Origin of the sequence: Halomonas sp. DP8Y7-1, assembly GCF_019801685.1 — a bacterium.
Lineage (GTDB): Bacteria > Pseudomonadota > Gammaproteobacteria > Pseudomonadales > Halomonadaceae > Halomonas > Halomonas litopenaei_A.
Window position 1 is genome coordinate 347339 of sequence record NZ_JAHVIN010000003.1, and the last position, 18395, is coordinate 365733.

General features: G+C 61.5%; 15 protein-coding genes. 9 read left to right on the forward strand and 6 right to left on the reverse strand.

Translation table 11 applies throughout. The features are described 5' to 3' along the window. The first annotated feature begins 1 nt into the window (after window position 1). From KUV41_RS03405 to fnr, 8 genes are all read left to right on the forward strand, one after another. Window positions 2-214, forward strand: coding sequence for a cbb3-type cytochrome oxidase subunit 3 (locus KUV41_RS03405; protein WP_206941393.1), 213 nt, complete (start codon window positions 2-4; stop codon window positions 212-214). Continuing rightward, complete coding sequence (ccoP, locus tag KUV41_RS03410) at window positions 211-1143, forward strand: cytochrome-c oxidase, cbb3-type subunit III (protein ID WP_222162700.1); 933 nt, start codon at window positions 211-213, stop codon at window positions 1141-1143. Before KUV41_RS03405 ends, ccoP begins: the two co-directional genes overlap by 4 nt. A gap of 127 nt (window positions 1144-1270) precedes the next feature. Further along, window positions 1271-2698, forward strand: coding sequence for a cytochrome c oxidase accessory protein CcoG (gene ccoG / locus KUV41_RS03415; protein ID WP_224908466.1), 1428 nt, complete (start codon window positions 1271-1273; stop codon window positions 2696-2698). Next, complete coding sequence (locus tag KUV41_RS03420; RefSeq protein ID WP_222484219.1) at window positions 2698-3222, forward strand: FixH family protein; 525 nt, start codon at window positions 2698-2700, stop codon at window positions 3220-3222. The genes ccoG and KUV41_RS03420 overlap by 1 nt, the downstream gene beginning before the upstream one ends. Further along, window positions 3222-5675, forward strand: a complete 2454-nt coding sequence (locus KUV41_RS03425; protein ID WP_222484227.1) for a heavy metal translocating P-type ATPase — start codon at window positions 3222-3224, stop codon at window positions 5673-5675. Before KUV41_RS03420 ends, KUV41_RS03425 begins: the two co-directional genes overlap by 1 nt. Beyond that, entirely contained in the window at window positions 5672-5911 is a 240-nt protein-coding gene (ccoS, locus tag KUV41_RS03430) for a cbb3-type cytochrome oxidase assembly protein CcoS (protein WP_222484234.1), read from the forward strand. The genes KUV41_RS03425 and ccoS overlap by 4 nt, the downstream gene beginning before the upstream one ends. A 9-nt stretch (window positions 5912-5920) precedes the next feature. After that, window positions 5921-6607, forward strand: a complete 687-nt coding sequence (locus KUV41_RS03435) for a sulfite exporter TauE/SafE family protein (protein ID WP_222484236.1) — start codon at window positions 5921-5923, stop codon at window positions 6605-6607. Window positions 6608-6765: 158 nt separating this feature from the next. Next, window positions 6766-7506, forward strand: a complete 741-nt coding sequence (gene fnr / locus KUV41_RS03440) for a fumarate/nitrate reduction transcriptional regulator Fnr (protein WP_206941404.1) — start codon at window positions 6766-6768, stop codon at window positions 7504-7506. A gap of 281 nt (window positions 7507-7787) precedes the next feature. Here the strand turns inward: fnr and ttcA are convergent, their stop codons facing one another. The 6 genes from ttcA to KUV41_RS03470 form a co-directional block, all read right to left on the reverse strand. Next, complete coding sequence (ttcA, locus tag KUV41_RS03445; RefSeq protein ID WP_224851979.1) at window positions 7788-8711, reverse strand: tRNA 2-thiocytidine(32) synthetase TtcA; 924 nt, start codon at window positions 8709-8711, stop codon at window positions 7788-7790. Between the two features lie 214 nt (window positions 8712-8925). Further along, on the reverse strand, window positions 8926-9165 hold the full coding sequence (locus KUV41_RS03450; RefSeq protein WP_224851978.1) for a hypothetical protein: 240 nt from the start codon (window positions 9163-9165) through the stop codon (window positions 8926-8928). Between the two features lie 88 nt (window positions 9166-9253). Further along, window positions 9254-9877: a 3'-5' exonuclease gene (locus KUV41_RS03455; RefSeq protein WP_222484238.1), complete on the reverse strand. Its 624-nt coding sequence runs from the start codon at window positions 9875-9877 to the stop codon at window positions 9254-9256. Between the two features lie 65 nt (window positions 9878-9942). After that, window positions 9943-11757, reverse strand: coding sequence for a DUF294 nucleotidyltransferase-like domain-containing protein (locus tag KUV41_RS03460; RefSeq protein WP_222484240.1), 1815 nt, complete (start codon window positions 11755-11757; stop codon window positions 9943-9945). A gap of 86 nt (window positions 11758-11843) precedes the next feature. Next, window positions 11844-13637, reverse strand: coding sequence for a sodium:solute symporter family protein (locus KUV41_RS03465; protein ID WP_206941409.1), 1794 nt, complete (start codon window positions 13635-13637; stop codon window positions 11844-11846). A 38-nt stretch (window positions 13638-13675) separates the two neighbouring features. Beyond that, window positions 13676-13933, reverse strand: a complete 258-nt coding sequence (locus tag KUV41_RS03470; RefSeq protein ID WP_206941410.1) for a DUF4212 domain-containing protein — start codon at window positions 13931-13933, stop codon at window positions 13676-13678. 382 nt (window positions 13934-14315) lie between these two features. Here KUV41_RS03470 and KUV41_RS03475 point away from each other — a divergent pair, with 382 nt between their 5' ends. Next, window positions 14316-18260, forward strand: a complete 3945-nt coding sequence (locus KUV41_RS03475) for a NahK/ErcS family hybrid sensor histidine kinase/response regulator (protein WP_222162694.1) — start codon at window positions 14316-14318, stop codon at window positions 18258-18260. The last annotated feature ends 135 nt before the right edge of the window (window positions 18261-18395 follow it).

The window sequence follows — 18395 nt, forward strand, 5'->3', positions numbered from 1 at the left end:
CATGGATATCGGAACCTTTCGCGGCATTCTCACCGGCATTCTGCTGGTCGCCTTTCTGGGCCTGGTGGCCTGGGCGTATTCCAGCCGTCGCAAGCGCGAGTTCGAACAGGCAGCCAACCTGCCGTTCGCGGATGACGACGAGCAACCGAACCGTGACCGCATGGCCGAGCAACAGGCCGATTCCCGAAAGGACAGGGGAGAAAAGAACACATGAATACACTCTGGGGTGATGCCCTCTCAGGCTTCTGGAGCGCCTGGATCATCGTCATCACGCTCGGCACGATTGGCTTCGCCTTCTGGCTGCTGTGGGCCAATCGCAAGACCGACAAGCGCCCTGATGCAGACGGTACTGTCGAGACCACTGGCCATACCGCCGACGGCATTGCGGAATACGATAACCCGCTGCCACGTTGGTGGTTCCAGCTCTACGTTGCCACCGTGATCTTTTCACTTGGCTACCTGGTGCTGTATCCGGGCCTGGGCAATTTCGCCGGCGTGCTGGGCTGGAGTCAGGAAGGCCAGTGGGAGGAAGAAGTGGCCCAGGCCGAACAGCGCTTCACACCGATCTTCGAGAAGTATCAGGAAATCCCGGTGCCGGAGTTGATCAAGGATGCCGAGGCCATGCAGATTGCCGAGCGTATCTTCCTCAACAACTGCGCGATCTGCCACGGCTCGAATGCCAAGGGCGGCTACGGATTCCCCAACCTGACTGACACGGACTGGCTGTACGGGGGCGAGCCCGAGCACATTGTCGCCACCATCGAGAACGGTCGGAACGGACTGATGCCCTCGTGGCAGCAACTCGGCGCCGACAACATCGAGAACCTGACTCAGCATGTGCTGTCGCTGTCCGGTCAGGCCGAAGATGCCGAGCGCGCAGACAAGGGGGGGGCGGTGTTCGGATCGGTGTGTGCGGCGTGTCACTCGCCTGACGGTACCGGCAACCAGGCGCTGGGAGCTCCCAACCTGACCGACGAGACCTGGTTGTACCAGGCACCGGGACAGAGCCTGGCCGACTCGATTCGCCAGACGCTGCGTAACGGCCGCAATGGCCACATGCCTGCCCAGGCCGCCTACATCGGCGAGGAGCGCGTGCATCTGGTGGCGGCCTACGTCTACAGCCTGAGCCAGCCTGCTCAGTAATCCACAAGAGGGGGTCACCCCCGTATCCAGTGCGGCCAAGCGCCGCACTGGCCTCTCACCTACCTGACGATCGCTAGACTGACCGTCGTCACAACGACGAATGATCGGTCAGCGATGCGAGCCTGCCATGAGCGACAAGATACCCACCCACGATGTGACCGACAGCGCGGTATCCCACCACACACCCGAAGACCCCTCGTCACACAGCATGTACGAGAGCCGCCGTCATATTTACGTACGCGAGATGAAGGGCGTCTTTCAACGGGCCCGGCGTGCTGCCAACTGGGCGCTGATGCTGGGATTTCTGCTGTTGCCTTGGGTGCCATGGGGAGACCGTCCTGCGGTCTGGTTTGACCTGCCGGGTCGCGAATTCCACATCTTTGCGGCGACCTTCTACCCCCAGGAGTTCGTGCTGCTGTCCTGGCTCTTGATCATCTGCGCCTTTGGCCTGTTCTTCATCACGGTGTTTGCCGGCCGGGTATGGTGTGGCTACACCTGCCCCCAGAGCGTCTGGACGTTTCTGTTCATCTGGGTCGAGCATCGTATCGAGGGGCCACGCAACCGCCGCATCAAGCTGGACAAGCGCGCCCTTGATGCCGATAAGCTCCTGCGCAAGAGCGCCAAGCACGCGATCTGGCTGATCATCGCCGCCGCCACCGGCATCACCTTTGTCGGCTACTTTACGCCCATCAAGGGCCTGGTCGTCGACCTGGCCACCCTGTCAGCCAACGGCTGGTCCTACTTCTGGGTCGGCTTCTTCGTTGTCTTCACCTACCTCAACGCTGGCTGGCTACGGGAGCAAGTGTGTCTGTACATGTGTCCTTATGCCCGCTTCCAGTCGGTGATGTTCGATCGCGATACGCTGATCGTCTCCTACGATTATCATCGAGGCGAGCCCCGTGGCCCCCGCAAGCGCAGTGCCGACCCCACCGAGCAGGGACTCGGCCACTGCATTGACTGCGAACTCTGCGTCCAGGTCTGCCCTACCGGCATCGACATTCGCGATGGCTTGCAGTATCAGTGCATCACCTGCGCCGCCTGCATTGATGCCTGCGATAGCGTCATGGACAAGATGGGCTACCCTCGGGGTCTGGTTCGCTACACCACCGAGCATGCCCTTGACGGCAACAAGACCCATTTGCTCAGGCCACGCCTGATCGGCTACCTGGTGGCGTTGCTGGTGATGATCGGGCTGTTTATCTGGACCCTGGCCGACCGCACCCCGCTGGACGTCGACGTCGAGCGCGATCGGGCGCGGCTGTTTCAGACGCTGAGCGATGGGCGTATTGCCAACTCGTACGCCATCACCGTGCGCAATCTCGACAATCAGGCACACCGCTATCTGATCGAAGTCACCGGCATCGAGGGCCTGCAGAGCGATACCGAGTCACTCGAGGTACCCGCCAACGCGTCCCGGCAGCTGGTGATGACGCTGAGCGTAAATCCTGCTTTGATGGAACAGCGTAGCGCCGACATCAGCGTCCGCCTGCACGCTGAAGACGATCCCTCGGTCGCGGTGGAACGCGAAAGTCGATTCATAGGAGTCACCCCCTAATGTCTTCGTCCGATCCCCAGGTGCCGCCCTGGTACAAGCAGTTCTGGCCCTGGTTTCTGATTGCTTTGCTGCTGTCGTCGGTCACCTTCAGCATGGTCTACCTGGCGCTGTCGATCCGCTATTTCGATGGCTCGGTACCGGACGACTATTACAAGGAGGGGCTGGCGATCAATGTTCAGCTGGAAAAGCAGCAGCGCGCCGAAGCCCTTGGGCTGGCAGCCGATCTGCGGATCGATGCCACCACCGGCGACGTGGTCGTCCAGCTGCTCGGCGAAGAGCGCCCCGAGCGCCTGCAGCTGGAGCTGAAGTTTCCCACCGATGGGGATCGCGACCGCCTGCTGACCCTGAGCCATACCCGTAGTGGACAATATATTGGCACCCTGGAGCGCAACCTTCGCTACCGCTGGTATCTGCAGCTCCAGCCATGGATCGAGGACGGCAGCGGCGATGATGCTGCATGGCGCTTGACCGGCGAGGCCGAATTCCCGCAAGACGGCACCATTCACCTGACGCCAGGTCTGTGATGCCGGCTACCGATACTCCGCGGTCCTGCTACCACTGCGGCGCCACGGTGGAAGCAGGAGCCCCCTGGTCGATCACCATCGATCAGCAAGTGCACCCCCTGTGCTGTCCCGGATGCGAAGCCGTGGCTCACGCCATTGTCGACGGTGGCCTCGATAGCTACTACCGCTTTCGCACCGCCATGCCTGAGCGTCCCTCGGCCACGCCCGCGGACGCCGAACGCTACCAGGTTTTCGATGACCCCGGCCTGCAAGCCCGATTCGTGCGCCAGCGCGACGGGCATCAGGTCGCCACCCTGGCGGTGGACGGCATCACCTGCGCCGCCTGCGCCTGGCTCATCGAGCATCGCCTGAACGCTCTCGATGGTCTGGCCAGCAGCGCCGTCAACCTGTCGCAACATCGCCTGCAGGTGAGCTGGGACCCGAGCCAGCTGACGCTGTCACGCATTCTTGCCGAGATGGCGGCCATCGGTTACCCCTCGCAACCCTACGAACCCGACCAGGCTCAACTGCGCCTCAAGCACCAGTCGCGCCAGATGGTTCGCCGCTTGATAGTGGCAGCGGTAGGCATGATGCAGGTGCTGATGTTCTCGATCCCCCACTACGTCGACAGCGGGGACCTCAGCGCCGATTTCGACCAGCTGTTTGCCTGGCTATCTTTGGCGCTGACGACGCCTGTCGTACTGTATGCCGCTCAACCGTTCTTCCTGGGCGCCTTGCGGGACGTACGCTCGCGCATACTCGGCATGGATGTTCCCGTCTCCCTGGCCATCGGTGGCGCCTACCTGGCGAGCTGCTGGTCGGTGGTCAGCCAATCGGGAGATCGCTACTTCGATTCGGTCAGCATGTTCACCTTCTTCCTGCTGTTCGGTCGCTATCTGGAATCCCGCGCCCGCGCCCACTACGGGCGCCAGGGCAACGTTCTGGCCAGCGCCTTGCCCAGCGCTGCAGTGCGCGTCGAGGCCAATGGCGACGAACGGGTCATTCCCGCCAGCAAGCTCGAACCGGGTGATCGCGTGCGCGTCAGTCCTGGCTCACTGATTCCGGCTGACGGCGTCCTGACATCAGGCGTGGCACAGATCGACGAATCGCTGCTGACCGGTGAGTCGCTGCCCTCACTACGACGACAGGGCGATATCGTTCACGCTGGCACGCTGTGCATCGACAGCCCGGTGGAGCTCGACGTCCTGCGTGTCGGTGATGCGACCCGCGCAGCGGGCATCCTCGACCTTACCGACCGAGCCTTTGCCCATCGCCCGCGTATCGCCAAGGTGGCAGAGCAGGTGTCCCACCGCTTTGTCCTGAATCTGCTGATCATCACCACGCTGGTCGCCATGGCCTGGTGGTGGATCGACCCCAGTCGTAGCCTGTGGGTCACCCTGTCGGTGCTTGTCGTCACCTGTCCCTGCGCCTTGGCACTGGCCACGCCTACCGCCTTGACCGTCGCCCACGGGCGTCTGCGTCGCGCCGGCGTGCTGGTCGCTCGCGCCGATGCGCTGGAAACCCTGGCCCGCCTCGACCGCATCATCTTTGACAAGACCGGCACCCTGACTCGAGGCCAGCTGCGCCTGGCCGAGCACCGACGCCTCACCGCAGACTGCCTTGCAGGCATCGACCCTCGTCAGCTGGCCGCAGCGCTGGAAGTCGGCTCGGAGCACCCGGTCGCCCATGCCTTCCGGCCCTGGCGCGACGCCCGAGTCACGGCCAGCGACATTCGCAACGTCCCCGGTCAGGGTGTCGAAGGTTACCTGGCTGGGCAGTGTTGGCGCCTTGGACGCCCGGACTTTGCCCTGACCAGCCAGCCCCCCCTCGACGTACCAGGCGACGGCCTGTGGCTGCTGCTGGCATGCGAGGGGCAGGCTGTCGCCTGGTTCCAGCTACACGACCAGCCCCGCACAGACGCCGCCATGACCCTTGCGGCTATCCGCGAAGCGGGTATCGAGATCGAGATCCTGTCCGGCGATCGACCTGGCAACGTTCAGCCACTGGCCGATCAGCTGGGGGTAGCGCAGTGGCACGGCAACGCCAGTCCCGAGGACAAGCTCACATTGGTCCGCAAGCGTCAGCAAGCGGGAGAGGTCGTTGCCATGGTGGGAGATGGCATCAACGATGTGCCCGTTCTGGCCGGGGCGGACCTCGCCATTGCCGTTGCTGGCGCCAGTGACCTGACCCGCACTCGCGCCGACCTGATCTTGCTCGGCGAGCCGCTGGAGCGTATCGTCCAGGCTATCCATAGCGCACGCCAGACGCGCCGCATCATTCGCCAGAACCTCGCCTGGTCAGTGCTCTACAACGTCGTCGCGCTGCCCGCCGCCGCGCTGGGCTTCGTGCCTCCGTGGCTCGCCGCCATCGGCATGTCGATCAGCTCGCTGCTGGTCATAGGCAATGCCCTTCGCCTGCGACGCGCGGCGCCACCATCATCCTCACGTCTTGCCGTAGCGGCACATGCTCAATGAACATTCTCTATCTGTTGATACCGCTGTCGCTGATCCTGTTGAGTCTGGCGGTATGGGCGTTTTTCTGGGCGGTTCGCAACGATCAATTCGACGATCTGGAGGGGCCTGCCTATCGCATCCTGTTCGAGGACGAAGACCCGCCGACACCGAACCCATCCAGAAAGCCGGCAAGAGAGACGCCGGTCGATGACGCAACAGCCGACGAGCATGATTCCACGCCACCCCCTGGATCCTGAGCAGAACGCATGAACCCAGTAGGTCTAGACCTGCCGCCCGCGATGGCGGCTTTTGTCTTCGGGCTGCTTGGCGGAGCACATTGCATCGGCATGTGCGGCGGTATAATGAGCGCCCTGACCTTTGCCATTCCCCCGAGCATGCGCCACCCTGTTCGTGTAGGAATTTTACTACTTGGCTACAACTCGGGACGTCTGTTCAGCTACTGCCTGGCAGGCGCTATGGTCGCAAGCCTAGGCTCTGTGGTGGCGCTGGCACCGGGCATGCGGGACCTGCTGCAGGTGGTTGCCAGCCTGATGCTGATCACGATGGCGCTTTACATTGCCAACCTGTGGAAAGGGCTACGCTGGCTGGAGGCATTGGGCCAGCGCCTGTGGAGGTATCTGGAGCCAGCAGGACGTCGCCTGTTGCCGGTGGTCAAGCTACCTCAGGCGGTTGCACTCGGGGCCATCTGGGGCTGGCTGCCCTGTGGCCTGGTGTACTCCATGCTGGCATGGAGCATGGCCATCGCAGACCCTGCCCGTGGAGCACTACTCATGCTCTGCTTTGGCCTGGGGACGCTGCCGGCACTGGTGACAACAGGGATTGCTGCGCGTCAGCTGCAGAGTTTGCTGGCACACCCTGCCACACGATTTATGGCAGCGGGCATGATTGTCGGTTTAGCTGTATGGAATATCCTACAAGTTGTAGGAAATTGACGACCATCATATCGCCGCCAGATTATTGAGGCAAAAGAGGTATATGCACCTTTGGCCTAATATCTGTGTGTAGAATAGCGACAATAGCATGCAGCAAGGGTAAGCCAGTTTCCTACATGCCCTGCTCATCATGAACCCCAGACCCACAGGAGCTGCGAATGAGTCCATCGGCCCAAGATCGACGGCGCCCCATGCTACATGAGACTCGTTGCGAGTCCTGCAGCTTGAGCTCCCTGTGCCTTCCGTTGTCGCTGGAGACCGCTGACCTCGAGCGCTTCGATTCCATTATCCGCCGTCATCCTCCGATCAAGAAGGGCACTCGCCTGGTCGAGCAGGGAGATCGCTTCACGAGCGTCTTCGCGGTTCGCTCCGGTAGCCTCAAGCAGATCACCACGGAGGGTAGTGGCGAAGCGCAGCTGACCAACTTCTTCTTGCCCAGTGAACTGGTCGGCCTGGATGGCATAGACGACGGCAGATATCCCGGCAGCGTGGTGGCACTCGAGACCACGACCGTATGTGAGATTCCCTTCGATCGCCTTGACGCCCTGACCCAGACGCTGCCGGAACTACGCGCGCAACTGTTCCGCACCCTCAGCAAGGAGCTGCGCGAGGATCGCCGCATGATGCAGCTGCTGTCGCGCAAGACCGCTGACCAACGACTGGCCTGCTTCTTCCTCGGTCTGTCGGACCGTTTCCGACGCCGCGGCTACTCGCCGTTCAGCTTCCGCCTGTCCATGTCCCGGGCAGATATCGGCAACCACCTGGGACTTGCCGTCGAAACGGTCAGCCGCATTCTGGGACGCTTTCAACAGCAGGACCTGGTGGCCGTCTCTGGACGGGAGGTCAATATCCTGGACCTCGCCTCACTGTCGAACCTGGCGGACACCGATGCCAGCTGATCCGCGGCGCTGACAGGGCCTGCGGCCGACAGCGACCGATAGACGTCGTGCCACGCCACGAGCCCAGCCCCCCCCTTAGGTAGGGCGACGATATACCGGCTCCATCAACAAAAGAGGCCGCATCCCAGGATGCGGCCTCTTGCTATCTTATCGGGACGAGCGTTCAGACATTGAAGAGGGCCACTGCGTGATGTGGCCCTAGCTCGCTTCGCGCTTCAGCAGTGCCTTTTCAGCAAGGCATGTTCAGCAGAGGCTCTTCAGCAGGGCGTGTTCAGGCGAGCTTAGTCGGCGTCAACGATATCAATACGCCGAGCCTGGCGATGCGCCTGCACGGCCTCCAGACCTTCAAAGTCGAACAGCTCGCGGTCTGCCAGCTGCGAGGGTGCCACGTTGGTCACTGCCTTGAACATGCTCTCCAGGCGCCCTGGGTGCTTGGCTTCCCACTCTGCCAGCATTTCCTTCACCACCTGGCGCTGCAGGTTGGGCTGCGAGCCGCAGAGATTGCAGGGAATGATCGGAAAAGCCATGGCATCGCTGTAGGCCTGGATGTCCGCCTCGCGGCAGTACGCCAGCGGCCGGATGACAATGTTCTTGCCATCATCGGACAGCAGCTTGGGCGGCATGGCCTTGAGACTTCCTCCGAAGAACATGTTGAGGAACAGCGTCTCGAGAATATCCTCGCGGTGGTGTCCCAGGGCAATCTTGGTCGCACCGATCTCTTCCGCAAAACCGTACAGCGACCCTCGGCGCAGTCGCGAGCACAGCGCGCAGGTGGTCTTGCCCTCGGGGGTCTTTTCCTTCACCACCGAGTAGGTGTCACGCTCGAGGATGTGGTAGTCCACGCCAATGCTGTCCAGGTAGTCCGGTAGCACGTGCTCGGGAAAGCCGGGCTGCTTCTGGTCGAGGTTGACCGCCACCAGGGAGAAGTTCACCGGCGCATTGCGCTGCAGGCTGCGGAGAATCTCGAGCATGGTGTAGCTGTCCTTGCCGCCGGACAGGCATACCATGACCTTGTCGCCTTCCTGAATCATGCCGTAATCGATGATGGCGTTGCCGGTCTGACGCCGCAGACGCTTCTGCAGCTTGTTGAACTCGCGCTTGGCCTTGGCCTGGGCGCGCTCGTCGTCAGCTGCCGGGGACGCGGCATCACGACGGTCGAGGACACGGGGATCAAACAGGGAGGCGGAAGCGGGCTGAGCAGACATGGGCAGGGCACATCACGGCTGAAAATGAAGACCCGCTAGTCTATCACTCACGTCCGCCACAGGCGAAGAAGTCAGCAACCACTCACCCCTGCGATTAAGCTGGTTCACAACCGCGTGTCCTGGGCCAAGGTGCTTTTGACTAGCCGCCCTGTGACTAGCCGCCCTGTGAAGAGACGACCTGTGAAGAGACGACCTGTGACAAGACGACCTGTGGCTAGACGACTTGTAGTGCCAGCAGATAGCGCGCCACCACACCAAGCAACAGCAGCAAGATGCCGAAGCGTTGCCAGGCGTGCTCACTCACCGTCAGCGTCAGACGCTTCTCCCAGAACTTGACCATCCCCCACAGGTCACGGGTGCGGCGATAGTACTGGCAGTAAGCCACCATCACAGCCAACAGGCCAAGCGATAGCAAGGTCGGCTCAAGCAACATCATCAGACCATGAAGGCTCATGCAAAGATCTCCCCATTACGGTGACTGTTACGGCACCTGACACGCTGCTCGTCCCAGGTCACGCATCGTGACAGCGGCGTGGATGGCATCATCGGGACGACTCGGCCAGCGCGTCGGCGTCCAGCCGCAAATGCATCAGTGCCGTAGTCACGGCATCACCCAATGCGGTATGCCGTCCCATGATCGGCACTCCCAGGCGCTCTGCCAATTGTTCGAAAGTCGGCTGCAGCTCAAGTTCGGGATGGCTGCGCCGCATCCGCTTGCGGTACTGCTGCGCCACATCGATGGTGGCGTTAGGCAACGAGAAGCCAAACTCCGCCTTGAGATAGCGATCGAGCATGGCCAGGTCAAAGTCGATGCACCACCCCACCAGCGGACGGTTGCCGATGAATTCCAGCAGCGTCTCGAGGGCATCACGCACCGGCATCCCACCCTCAAGATCGACCCCACGCAGGCGGTGAATCTTGATGGAATCACCATCCAGGCTGGCCGGGGTCTCCAGCCGCAGATCAAGCGACTCGCTGGTCAACACGCGCCCATCGTGGATCCGCACTGCCGCAATCGACACCAGTTCGGCGCGACGCGTATCCAGGCCGGTGGTCTCGCAGTCGATGGACACCAACTCATCACCGGTGTAGGGATTGAAAAGCCAGGCAAAATCGCCATCGGCTTGACGACGGCGGTCGGCCGCACGTCTGATCGCTCGCAGCATGGGGTACTCTCCTAAACGAAACCACTGACGCCAGGTCAGTTTTCCCTGAGGCGATGCCTCGACGCTCATGCATACTCCAGGTGATAACGATGGGACAGACTGCCCTTGAACTCCTTCACTAGATGAAGTGCCTCCCGCAACAGGTCACGCTCCAGGGAGTTGAGGGACTGCACCACCACGTTGTCGCTGGCCAGGAGATCATCGCGCTGGCACCTGAGCTGGGCCTTGAGCCTCAGCTCACTGAATAGTGACAGCGCCTCACCGAGGTCTTCTGCCACCTCTGCATCGAGGCGACCGAGCCTAGCCAGAGCGGACAGGCGATCGTGGGTCGAGGTCTCGCGCAGACCAGCATCCAGCGCCATGGTGCGAACCCCATGAACGATCGGGAAGATGCCCCCTTTCTTGATGTCGATGCCGTGTGCGGGCTTCTTGAGCGAGCCGAACAGCGTCAATGGCGTAGAGAACCGCAGTACCGCGCGGGCCAGATGGGTCAGCAACAGCGCGTTGCCCCTGGTCTCCTCGATCAACACATCACGCAGGCGGTCCACCAACGCCATGTCACCTGCCACGCCAGCGACATCCACCAGAATCGCCAGGCTCATCAAGCTATTGCCATCCGGTTCCGCGACCCATCGCCGAATACGCCCGCGCCACTGCTCCAGCGTTCCTGTCCATTGGGGATTGGACACCATGATATTGCCTGGGCAGCGCGGATAGCCCAGGTCCATCAGCACCTCGGTAAAACGACGACTGTCCGCGGCCAGGTCCGGCCACTCGAGGTCGTCCGGGAGAATCAGCGCGTTGTCCTGATCCGTCTTGAGGATCTGTTCGCCCCTGCCCTCACTTCCCAGCACGACAAGACAGACCCGGTCGCGCTGAGGGGCGGGCATCGAAAACTGCCATGCCTTGCCAATAATGCGACCGTTAAGCGCTGACAGCATGCCCATGGCAAAGCGCATGCGAATTCCCTGCGCCATCAGTGCATCGATCAGCTCAGGCGTGCGCTTGCTGGCGTCGTTCAGTTCCGCCAGGCTGTCAGCCTGCTCCACCTGAAGACTGACCACATAGCTGCGACTGGAGAAATAGCTCAGCACATCGGTCAACTCGACCACGCCTTCCAGCGCGCCTTCGTGATAGACCACCACCCTGGCCACCTTGTGGCGGGTCATCTCGATCAGCGCTTCGAACAGGTACTGGTCCCTGGTGACGCTCACCAGTGCCAGGCCAGCGATACCTTCCAGGGCATCGCCCCCTCCCCGCTCCTGCATCACCAGCGCATCGAGCAGGTCGGTCTTGGTCAGCATTCCGGGGCCTTCCGGGGTATCCACCAACAGGCTGTCGGCGCCCTTCTCCTTCAGCGTGAGCACCGCCTGACGAATACTGATGGACGGGTCCACCAGCAGGGGTGGCCGCATGCATTCATGCACCTTGGCCAGCATGAAACCGGCCAGCGTCACGCCGCCATCGGAACGCCGCTCCGCCAGCAGCCGCGTCTTGCTGACCAGACGCTGGTGAAAGTAATCGGAGAAGTCCTCGGACTGTTCGCACAGCGAGAGGAACAACGTCCTGGGCATCAGGTAGCAAAGGGTTTCCTGTTCGGCGACAAAACGATAGCGGCTCTGGCCGTTGATGACGCTGATCGCGCCAAACAGATCGCCACTGGTGTAGTGGCCGATGCGTCCGCCGGTGGAGGACTCGTTCATGTCCAGTTCGGCGACTTCGCCCTTGTGAATCACAAAGACGAACTCGCCGGCCTGTCCAGCCTCGAGAATCACTTCATCCCGCGCGTAGTACGCCAGATCAAGCCCTGCGCGAATACGCTCGCGTCCGGCATCATCCAGCAGCGCAAAGGGAGGTTCTGTGACGTTGATGTCGATCATCGTTCGCTCCGTGCTCAACCCCGGCTGTCCCGGGGCTGAGCAGGTTGGCGAAGAGGAGCCCACGGCGCTGGGCCCCTCGTCCCGTTCTAGTGTGCGTGGGCCACACCAGCGCCTCTTGGCACCCGCACGTTCTCGACCAGTTCCTGGATGTGTTCCGGCGGAGCGGCAGTTGCCCGCGATACCACGAACGCCACCACAAAGTGCAGGATCATGCCGAGCGTACCGATACCTTCCGGCGAAATACCAAACCACCAGATCGACGGATCCGTGTTGATGAACTTGGTATAGACGATATAGGTAAAGGTGAAGCTGAGACCCAGCACCATGCCGACGATGGCCCCCTCGCGGTTCATGCGCTTGTCGAAGATGCCAAGCAGAATGGCCGGGAAGAAGGACGACGCCGCCAAGCCGAAGGCAAAGGCCACCACCTGGGCCACAAAGCCCGGAGGATTGATGCCAAAGTAGCCGGCCACCACGACTGCCACCGCGGCAGCGCCACGAGCAGCCAGCAGCTCTCCCTTCTCGCTGAGGTTCGGGTTGATCTGCTTCTTGATCAGGTCATGGGACACAGCCGCCGAGATGACCAGCAACAGCCCGGCCGCGGTCGACAGTGCTGCCGCTACACCACCGGCCGCCATCAGCGCGATCACCCAGGCTGGCAAGCCACCGATCTCGGGGTTGGCCAGCACGATGATATCGCGATCGATATACACCTCGTTGGCGCTGTCGGTGGGTGCATTGGTGACCACCCGCTGACCGTAGCTACCCGTGGAGGCTTCTTCCAGGGGACCGCTCTCGAAGGTGGGCTTGCCCTCGAACGGCGCGCCTGGCCCCATCTGCACCCTGCCATCGTCGTTCTTGTCGAGCCAGCCGATCAGGCCAACCGTCTCCCAGCTCTTGAACCAGCCAGGAACCTCCTCGTAGCTTGTTTCATTCACGGTCTCGATGATGTTGGTGCGAGCGAACACCCCCACCGCCGGTGCAGTGGTATACAGCAAGGCGATGAACACCAGGGCCCAACCGGCGCTGACCCGCGCATCACGAACCCGCGGCACGGTGAAGAACCGCACGATGACGTGAGGCAGACCCGCCGTACCACACATCAGCGCAGCGGTGATGAAGAACACGTTGATCATCGGCTGACTACCGTCGGTATAGGGCGTGATACCGAGATCTGTCAGCAGGCCATCGAGACGATCAAGGATGTATTGACCGCTATCGTTACCTGCTGCATCAACGAAGGTCGCACCGAGGCCGGTCTGGGGCAGCACGTGACCGGTCATCATGATCGACAGAAACACTGCCGGTACGATGAAGGCGGTGATCAGCACGCAATACTGAGCCACCTGGGTATAGGTAATGCCCTTCATTCCCCCTAGTACCGCATAGAAGAAGACGATGACCATGCCGATGACAACGCCGAGGTTCACATCCACTTCGAGGAAGCGCGCGAAAACGATGCCGACACCTCGCATCTGTCCGGCCACGTAGGTGAACGAGACGAAGATGACGCAGATGACCGCTACGGTCCTCGCGATATTCGAGTAGTAACGGTCGCCGATGAAATCTGGCACCGTGAACTTTCCGAACTTGCGCAGGTAGGGCGCCAGCAGCATTGCCAGCATGACGTAGCCACCGGTCCAGCCCATCAGATAGACGGAGGCGTCGTAGCCCAGGTAGGCGATCAACCCTGCCATCGAAATGAACGACGCCGCGGACATCCAGTCAGCTGCGGTCGCCATGCCATTGGCTGCGGGGTGAACACCTCCCCCCGCGACATAGAAGTCCTTGGTGGAGCCGGCCCGCGACCAGATCGCGATACCGATGTAGAGAGCGAATGACGCCCCTACAAAGAGATAGGTAAGCAGTTGTACATCCATGGAATCAATTCCCGTTCATTGACGTTATTTTGCGGGTTTCACTGTTCGTGGACGTCGTACTCTTCATCGAGTCGATTCATCTTCCAGGCGTAGAAAATAATCAGCACGATGAAGGTGTAGATGGATCCCTGCTGTGCAAACCAGAAGCCTAACTTGAAGCCAAAGAAGCGGATGTTATTGAGCACATCCACCAGGAGAATGCCGAAGCCATAGGAGACGACAAACCAGACGGCAAGACAGCCAAGAATGGTTCTAATATTTCGTTTCCAGTAGGCCTGTGCGCTCTTGTCTAGCATAAGGCTACCCTCAAGAAGTGGTTTGTTCGCCAAATGCCCTGTCAGGCAGAGCTAAAAGGCTCGAACAAAAGACTAGTCAAAAGGGCTTTTAGAGGAACGATAACTTTAGTCGAAAATCATAAATGCAGTGCACCATGTTATGAGAAACTTCTTTTAATTCAATAAAATAAAAACATTCAACAAATATTAGCCGTTGGTCTATCACTACAAAGGTGCATTCCACCTTAGTCGCGATTCTCTGCCTTATTTTCCGGTAATCGACGTTGGTCGATACCACAGAAATCCATCGAGTCTGTGATATTCGCCTCAAGAGACACCCTGCGCCCCCTGCCTGGCGGCCTTCCGATACCCTAGAATGGCAGCTGACATCGAGGAGGTGCCCATGTTTGCCGGTTGGCTGTTGATCGTCGTTTCACTTCTCTACATTGCCGTGCTGTTCGCCATTGCCTGGCGCGGCGACCGGCGTGCCCGGCATCAGGGCGCAAGCCAGCGGCGCCCGCTGGTCTACAGCCTGGCTCTGGCGATCTACTGCACGTCGTGGACGTTCCACGGCGCCGTCGGACAGGCCGCCACCTCAGGCTGGTCGTTTGCCAGCATCTTTGTCGGTCCGGTGCTGACCTTGCTGCTGTTCTGGCCTGTCCTGGCCAAGATGGTGCGCGTGGCCAAGCATCAGAACATCACCTCGATTGCCGACTTTATCGCCTCACGCTATGGCAAGACCCAGTCCCTGGCTGCTTTCGCGAGTCTGGTCGCATTGATCGGCACGCTGCCCTATATCGCTCTTCAGCTGAAAGCGGTGTCGACCTCCTTCGCGGTGCTGACCGACGCATCCGATATCACACGGGCCCCGCTATTCGGAGACACGGCGTTTTATGTGGCGGTGGTCATGGCGATCTTTGCCATCCTCTTCGGCACTCGCCATACCGATGCCACCGAGCATCATGAGGGCCTGATTCATGCGGTGGCCTTCGAGTCACTGGTCAAGCTGGTAGCCTTTCTGGTACTCGGCGCCTATGTGACCTGGGGGATGTTCGACGGCCTGCAGGACCTGCTGACCCGCGCCGATATACACTTGCAACTCCAACGCCAGCTGGCCCAGCAGGACTTCGGCCAGAGTTTCTGGGCCCAGACCTTGCTGGCGATGCTGGCCATTCTGTGCCTGCCTCGACAATTCCATGTCACCGTGGTGGAGAACACCCACCGCGACGACGCCGCCCGCGCTCGCTGGCTGTTCCCGCTGTACCTGGTACTGTTCGCGTTCTTTGTACTGCCGCTGGCGGCGGCTGGCCTGACCACCTTTGCCGGCACTGACGTCGCGCCCGATACCTACGTCCTGTCGCTGCCGATGGCAGCGGACCAGGGCTGGCTCACACTGCTGACCTTCATCGGTGGATTCTCGGCCGCCACCGGCATGGTGATCGTCGCGGCGGTCGCCGTCTCCATCATGATATCCAACGAAATCGTGATTCCCGCCTTGTTCCGCATGCGCTGGTTTGACACCAAGCCGCGGGACTACGGACGTCTGGTGCTCAGGGCTCGCCGGATCACCATCGCGGTGATCCTGGCGATGGCCTACGGCTTCTATCAGCTGATCGGTGAGTTCACCTCGCTGGCCTCGATCGGCATGCTCTCCTTTGCTGCTGCGGCGCAGTTCGCGCCGGCACTGATCGGGGGACTCTACTGGAAGCGTGGCAACCGTCTTGGCGTCATCGTCGGCATGAATGCCGGCTTCGCCATCTGGGCTTACACGCTGCTGCTGCCCGCCATGATCAACGCCGGCGTGCTCCCGGCTGACTGGCTCAGTGGCGGGCCGCTGGGGATTGCCTGGCTGTCGCCCACCTCGTTGTTCGGGCTGCATGTGGGCGATAACTTCACCCATGGCGTCATGCTGTCGCTGGGAATCAACCTGGTGGCCTACATCTTCGTGTCCCAGGTCACGCCCCAACGCGTGGTGGAGCGCATTCAGGCCTCGCTGTTCGTGGACAGCGTCGAAACCCGTCAGACCTCGGTCAATCGTCCCTGGACCGGTGCCACCACGGTGGGCGACCTCAAGGTGCTGTGCCAGCGATTCCTCAGCGCCGGCCAGGTTGACCGTGCCTTCAGCGACTACGCCCGTCGCAACGGCAAGGCACTGGAAGACAGCGCACGAGCGTCCATTGACGTGATCCAGTTCACCGAACGTTTTCTGGCATCCGTACTGGGTGCGTCCTCCGCCCGTATCGTGGTCAATTCCGCCCTGCAGGGACGCGGCATCGGTATTTCCGACGTGATATCCATCGTCGATGAAGCGTCCCAGGTGCTGGAATTCAACCGCGCCCTGCTTCAGGCCACCATCGAGAACATCAACCAGGGCATCAGCGTGGTCGATCAGAACCTGCGCCTGGTGGTCTGGAATCAGCGTTACCTGGAACTGTTTCGCTTCCCGGACCATCTGATTCGTGTCGGCGCGCCCATCGACCGCATCTTTCGCTACAACGCCCATAATGGCGAATACGGCCCAGGTGACCCCGAAGAGCATGTCGAGCTATTGCTCGACAACATTCGCGAGGGACAACCACATCGCTACGTGCGCTACCGCCAGGACGGCAGCGTGCTGGAGGTCCAGGGCAATCCCATGCCCGGCGGAGGCTTCGTCTACACCTATCAGGACATCACCCAGCAGAAACGCACGGAAGAGGCGCTGATCCGTTCCGAGAACAACATCCGTATCTACACGGACAACGTGCCGGCATTGATCGCCTACTTCGACCGTGAGTGCCGCTACCTGTTTACCAACCGGGCCTACGAGCAAGCCTTCAGCATCAACCGCAACGAGGTGATCGGCAAGAAGGTCACCGACGTGATCCCGACCGACATGGCAGAGGAGCGCACGCCCTGGTTCAAGCGCACGCTGGCCGGAGAACGGGTCAGTTTCGAGGTCTCGCTGGACATCAGCGGTGAAGGGCTTCGCTACATGCTGGTGACCTACACCCCCCACTTCGGCGACAGTGGCGCCATCCTCGGTTTCTTCGCCCTGTACCAGGACATCACTGAACGCCGCCGAGCCGAGATTGCCCTGAAGGAAACCAACGAGACACTGGAAGAGCGCGTGCGCTCCCGTACCCTGGCGCTGTCCGAGGCCAACTCGGCACTGCGCCAGGAAAACCGGGTCAGGGCCGAGGCGGAGCAGGCGCTGCGCCAGGCCAAGCAGGTGGCCGAGGATGCCAATGCCTCCAAGACCCGCTTCCTGGCGGCGGCCAGCCACGACCTGCTGCAGCCGCTCAATGCGGCGCGACTGTTCACGTCGGCCCTGTCCCAGGACATGGGGGCCGAGGACATGAAGCGCACCATCGGCCACATCGACAGCTCGCTGCAGTCTGCCGAGGAGCTCCTCGGCACCCTGCTGGACATCTCGAAGCTGGATGCCGGGGCGCTGACGCCGCGTCGCAGCCACTTCGCCCTGACCGATATCCTGCGGCCCCTGCAGGCCCAGTTTGCGGTAATGGCCGAGGACCGCGGTCTTGACCTGAAGGTGGTGGGCTCACGCCTGTGGGTCGACAGTGACAGCCAGATGCTCAGGCGCATCATCCAGAATTTTCTGTCGAACGCGATTCGCTACACCCAGGAGGGCCGCGTGCTGCTGGGTATCCGGCGACGGGGCGAACGCCTGTTGATCGAGGTGTGGGACAGCGGCCCTGGCATTCCAGAGGCCAAGCAAGCGGAGATCTTTCAGGAGTTCCGCCGGCTGGACCAGGCTTCCCGACACAAGGAAAGCGAAAAGGGACTGGGACTGGGGCTGTCGATTGCCGACCGCATGAGCCGGGTGCTCGATCATCCCATCCGCGTGCGCTCCTGGGTCGGTATCGGCACCGTGTTCTCGGTCAGCGTGCCGCGGGTCGAGGCCAAGGCCGAGGTCGCCGAGTCGGACAGCAAGCCCTCACGCAAGGTCGCCAGCAAGCTCGATGGCAAGCGCATTCTGTGTATCGACAACGAGTCGCTGATTCTCGAGGGCATGAAGGCGATGCTGTCGGGCTGGGGCTGCGAGGTCTTCACCGCCACCTCCATCGGCGGCGCCAAGTCGGTACTGCGACACCTGGATGGCGATCCTGACGCCATCCTGGCCGACTACCATCTGGACAATGAAGTCACTGGACTGATGGCACTGGATGCCCTGAGCGAGCGCCTCGAAGGAGAAGTGCCCGGCATCGTGATTACTGCAGACCGTACCGAAGAGGTGGCAGAGGAGGTCCGTCGCGGTGGCTTCCAGCTGCTGCTCAAGCCGGTGCGGCCCGCGGCCCTGCGTGCGCTGTTGACGCGGACCCTGCAGGCCAGCCAGGCCCCTTCATGAGGTGCAGCAACGTGCAGGCAGCCTTGCCGCCGACATCCTTTGCGGCGTTTGCCTGGACGCACAGCCCCCGCCCATGCGGCGCGGGGGCTGGTTTCACCTACAGATATTACCTACAGCGCCCAGGCACAGATCGCA

Excerpts from the sequence above, each read along its gene's own strand:
- KUV41_RS03405 (WP_206941393.1), top strand. The coding sequence starts at position 2 with ATGGATATCGGAACCTTTCGCGGCATTCTCACCGGCATTCTGCTGGTC.
- ccoP (WP_222162700.1), top strand. The coding sequence starts at position 211 with ATGAATACACTCTGGGGTGATGCCCTCTCAGGCTTCTGGAGCGCCTGG.
- ccoG (WP_224908466.1), top strand. The coding sequence starts at position 1,271 with ATGAGCGACAAGATACCCACCCACGATGTGACCGACAGCGCGGTATCC.
- KUV41_RS03420 (WP_222484219.1), top strand. The coding sequence starts at position 2,698 with ATGTCTTCGTCCGATCCCCAGGTGCCGCCCTGGTACAAGCAGTTCTGG.
- KUV41_RS03425 (WP_222484227.1), top strand. The coding sequence starts at position 3,222 with ATGCCGGCTACCGATACTCCGCGGTCCTGCTACCACTGCGGCGCCACG.
- ccoS (WP_222484234.1), top strand. The coding sequence starts at position 5,672 with ATGAACATTCTCTATCTGTTGATACCGCTGTCGCTGATCCTGTTGAGT.
- KUV41_RS03435 (WP_222484236.1), top strand. The coding sequence starts at position 5,921 with ATGAACCCAGTAGGTCTAGACCTGCCGCCCGCGATGGCGGCTTTTGTC.
- fnr (WP_206941404.1), top strand. The coding sequence starts at position 6,766 with ATGAGTCCATCGGCCCAAGATCGACGGCGCCCCATGCTACATGAGACT.
- ttcA (WP_224851979.1), bottom strand. The coding sequence starts at position 8,711 with ATGTCTGCTCAGCCCGCTTCCGCCTCCCTGTTTGATCCCCGTGTCCTC.
- KUV41_RS03450 (WP_224851978.1), bottom strand. The coding sequence starts at position 9,165 with ATGAGCCTTCATGGTCTGATGATGTTGCTTGAGCCGACCTTGCTATCG.
- KUV41_RS03455 (WP_222484238.1), bottom strand. The coding sequence starts at position 9,877 with ATGCTGCGAGCGATCAGACGTGCGGCCGACCGCCGTCGTCAAGCCGAT.
- KUV41_RS03460 (WP_222484240.1), bottom strand. The coding sequence starts at position 11,757 with ATGATCGACATCAACGTCACAGAACCTCCCTTTGCGCTGCTGGATGAT.
- KUV41_RS03465 (WP_206941409.1), bottom strand. The coding sequence starts at position 13,637 with ATGGATGTACAACTGCTTACCTATCTCTTTGTAGGGGCGTCATTCGCT.
- KUV41_RS03470 (WP_206941410.1), bottom strand. The coding sequence starts at position 13,933 with ATGCTAGACAAGAGCGCACAGGCCTACTGGAAACGAAATATTAGAACC.
- KUV41_RS03475 (WP_222162694.1), top strand. The coding sequence starts at position 14,316 with ATGTTTGCCGGTTGGCTGTTGATCGTCGTTTCACTTCTCTACATTGCC.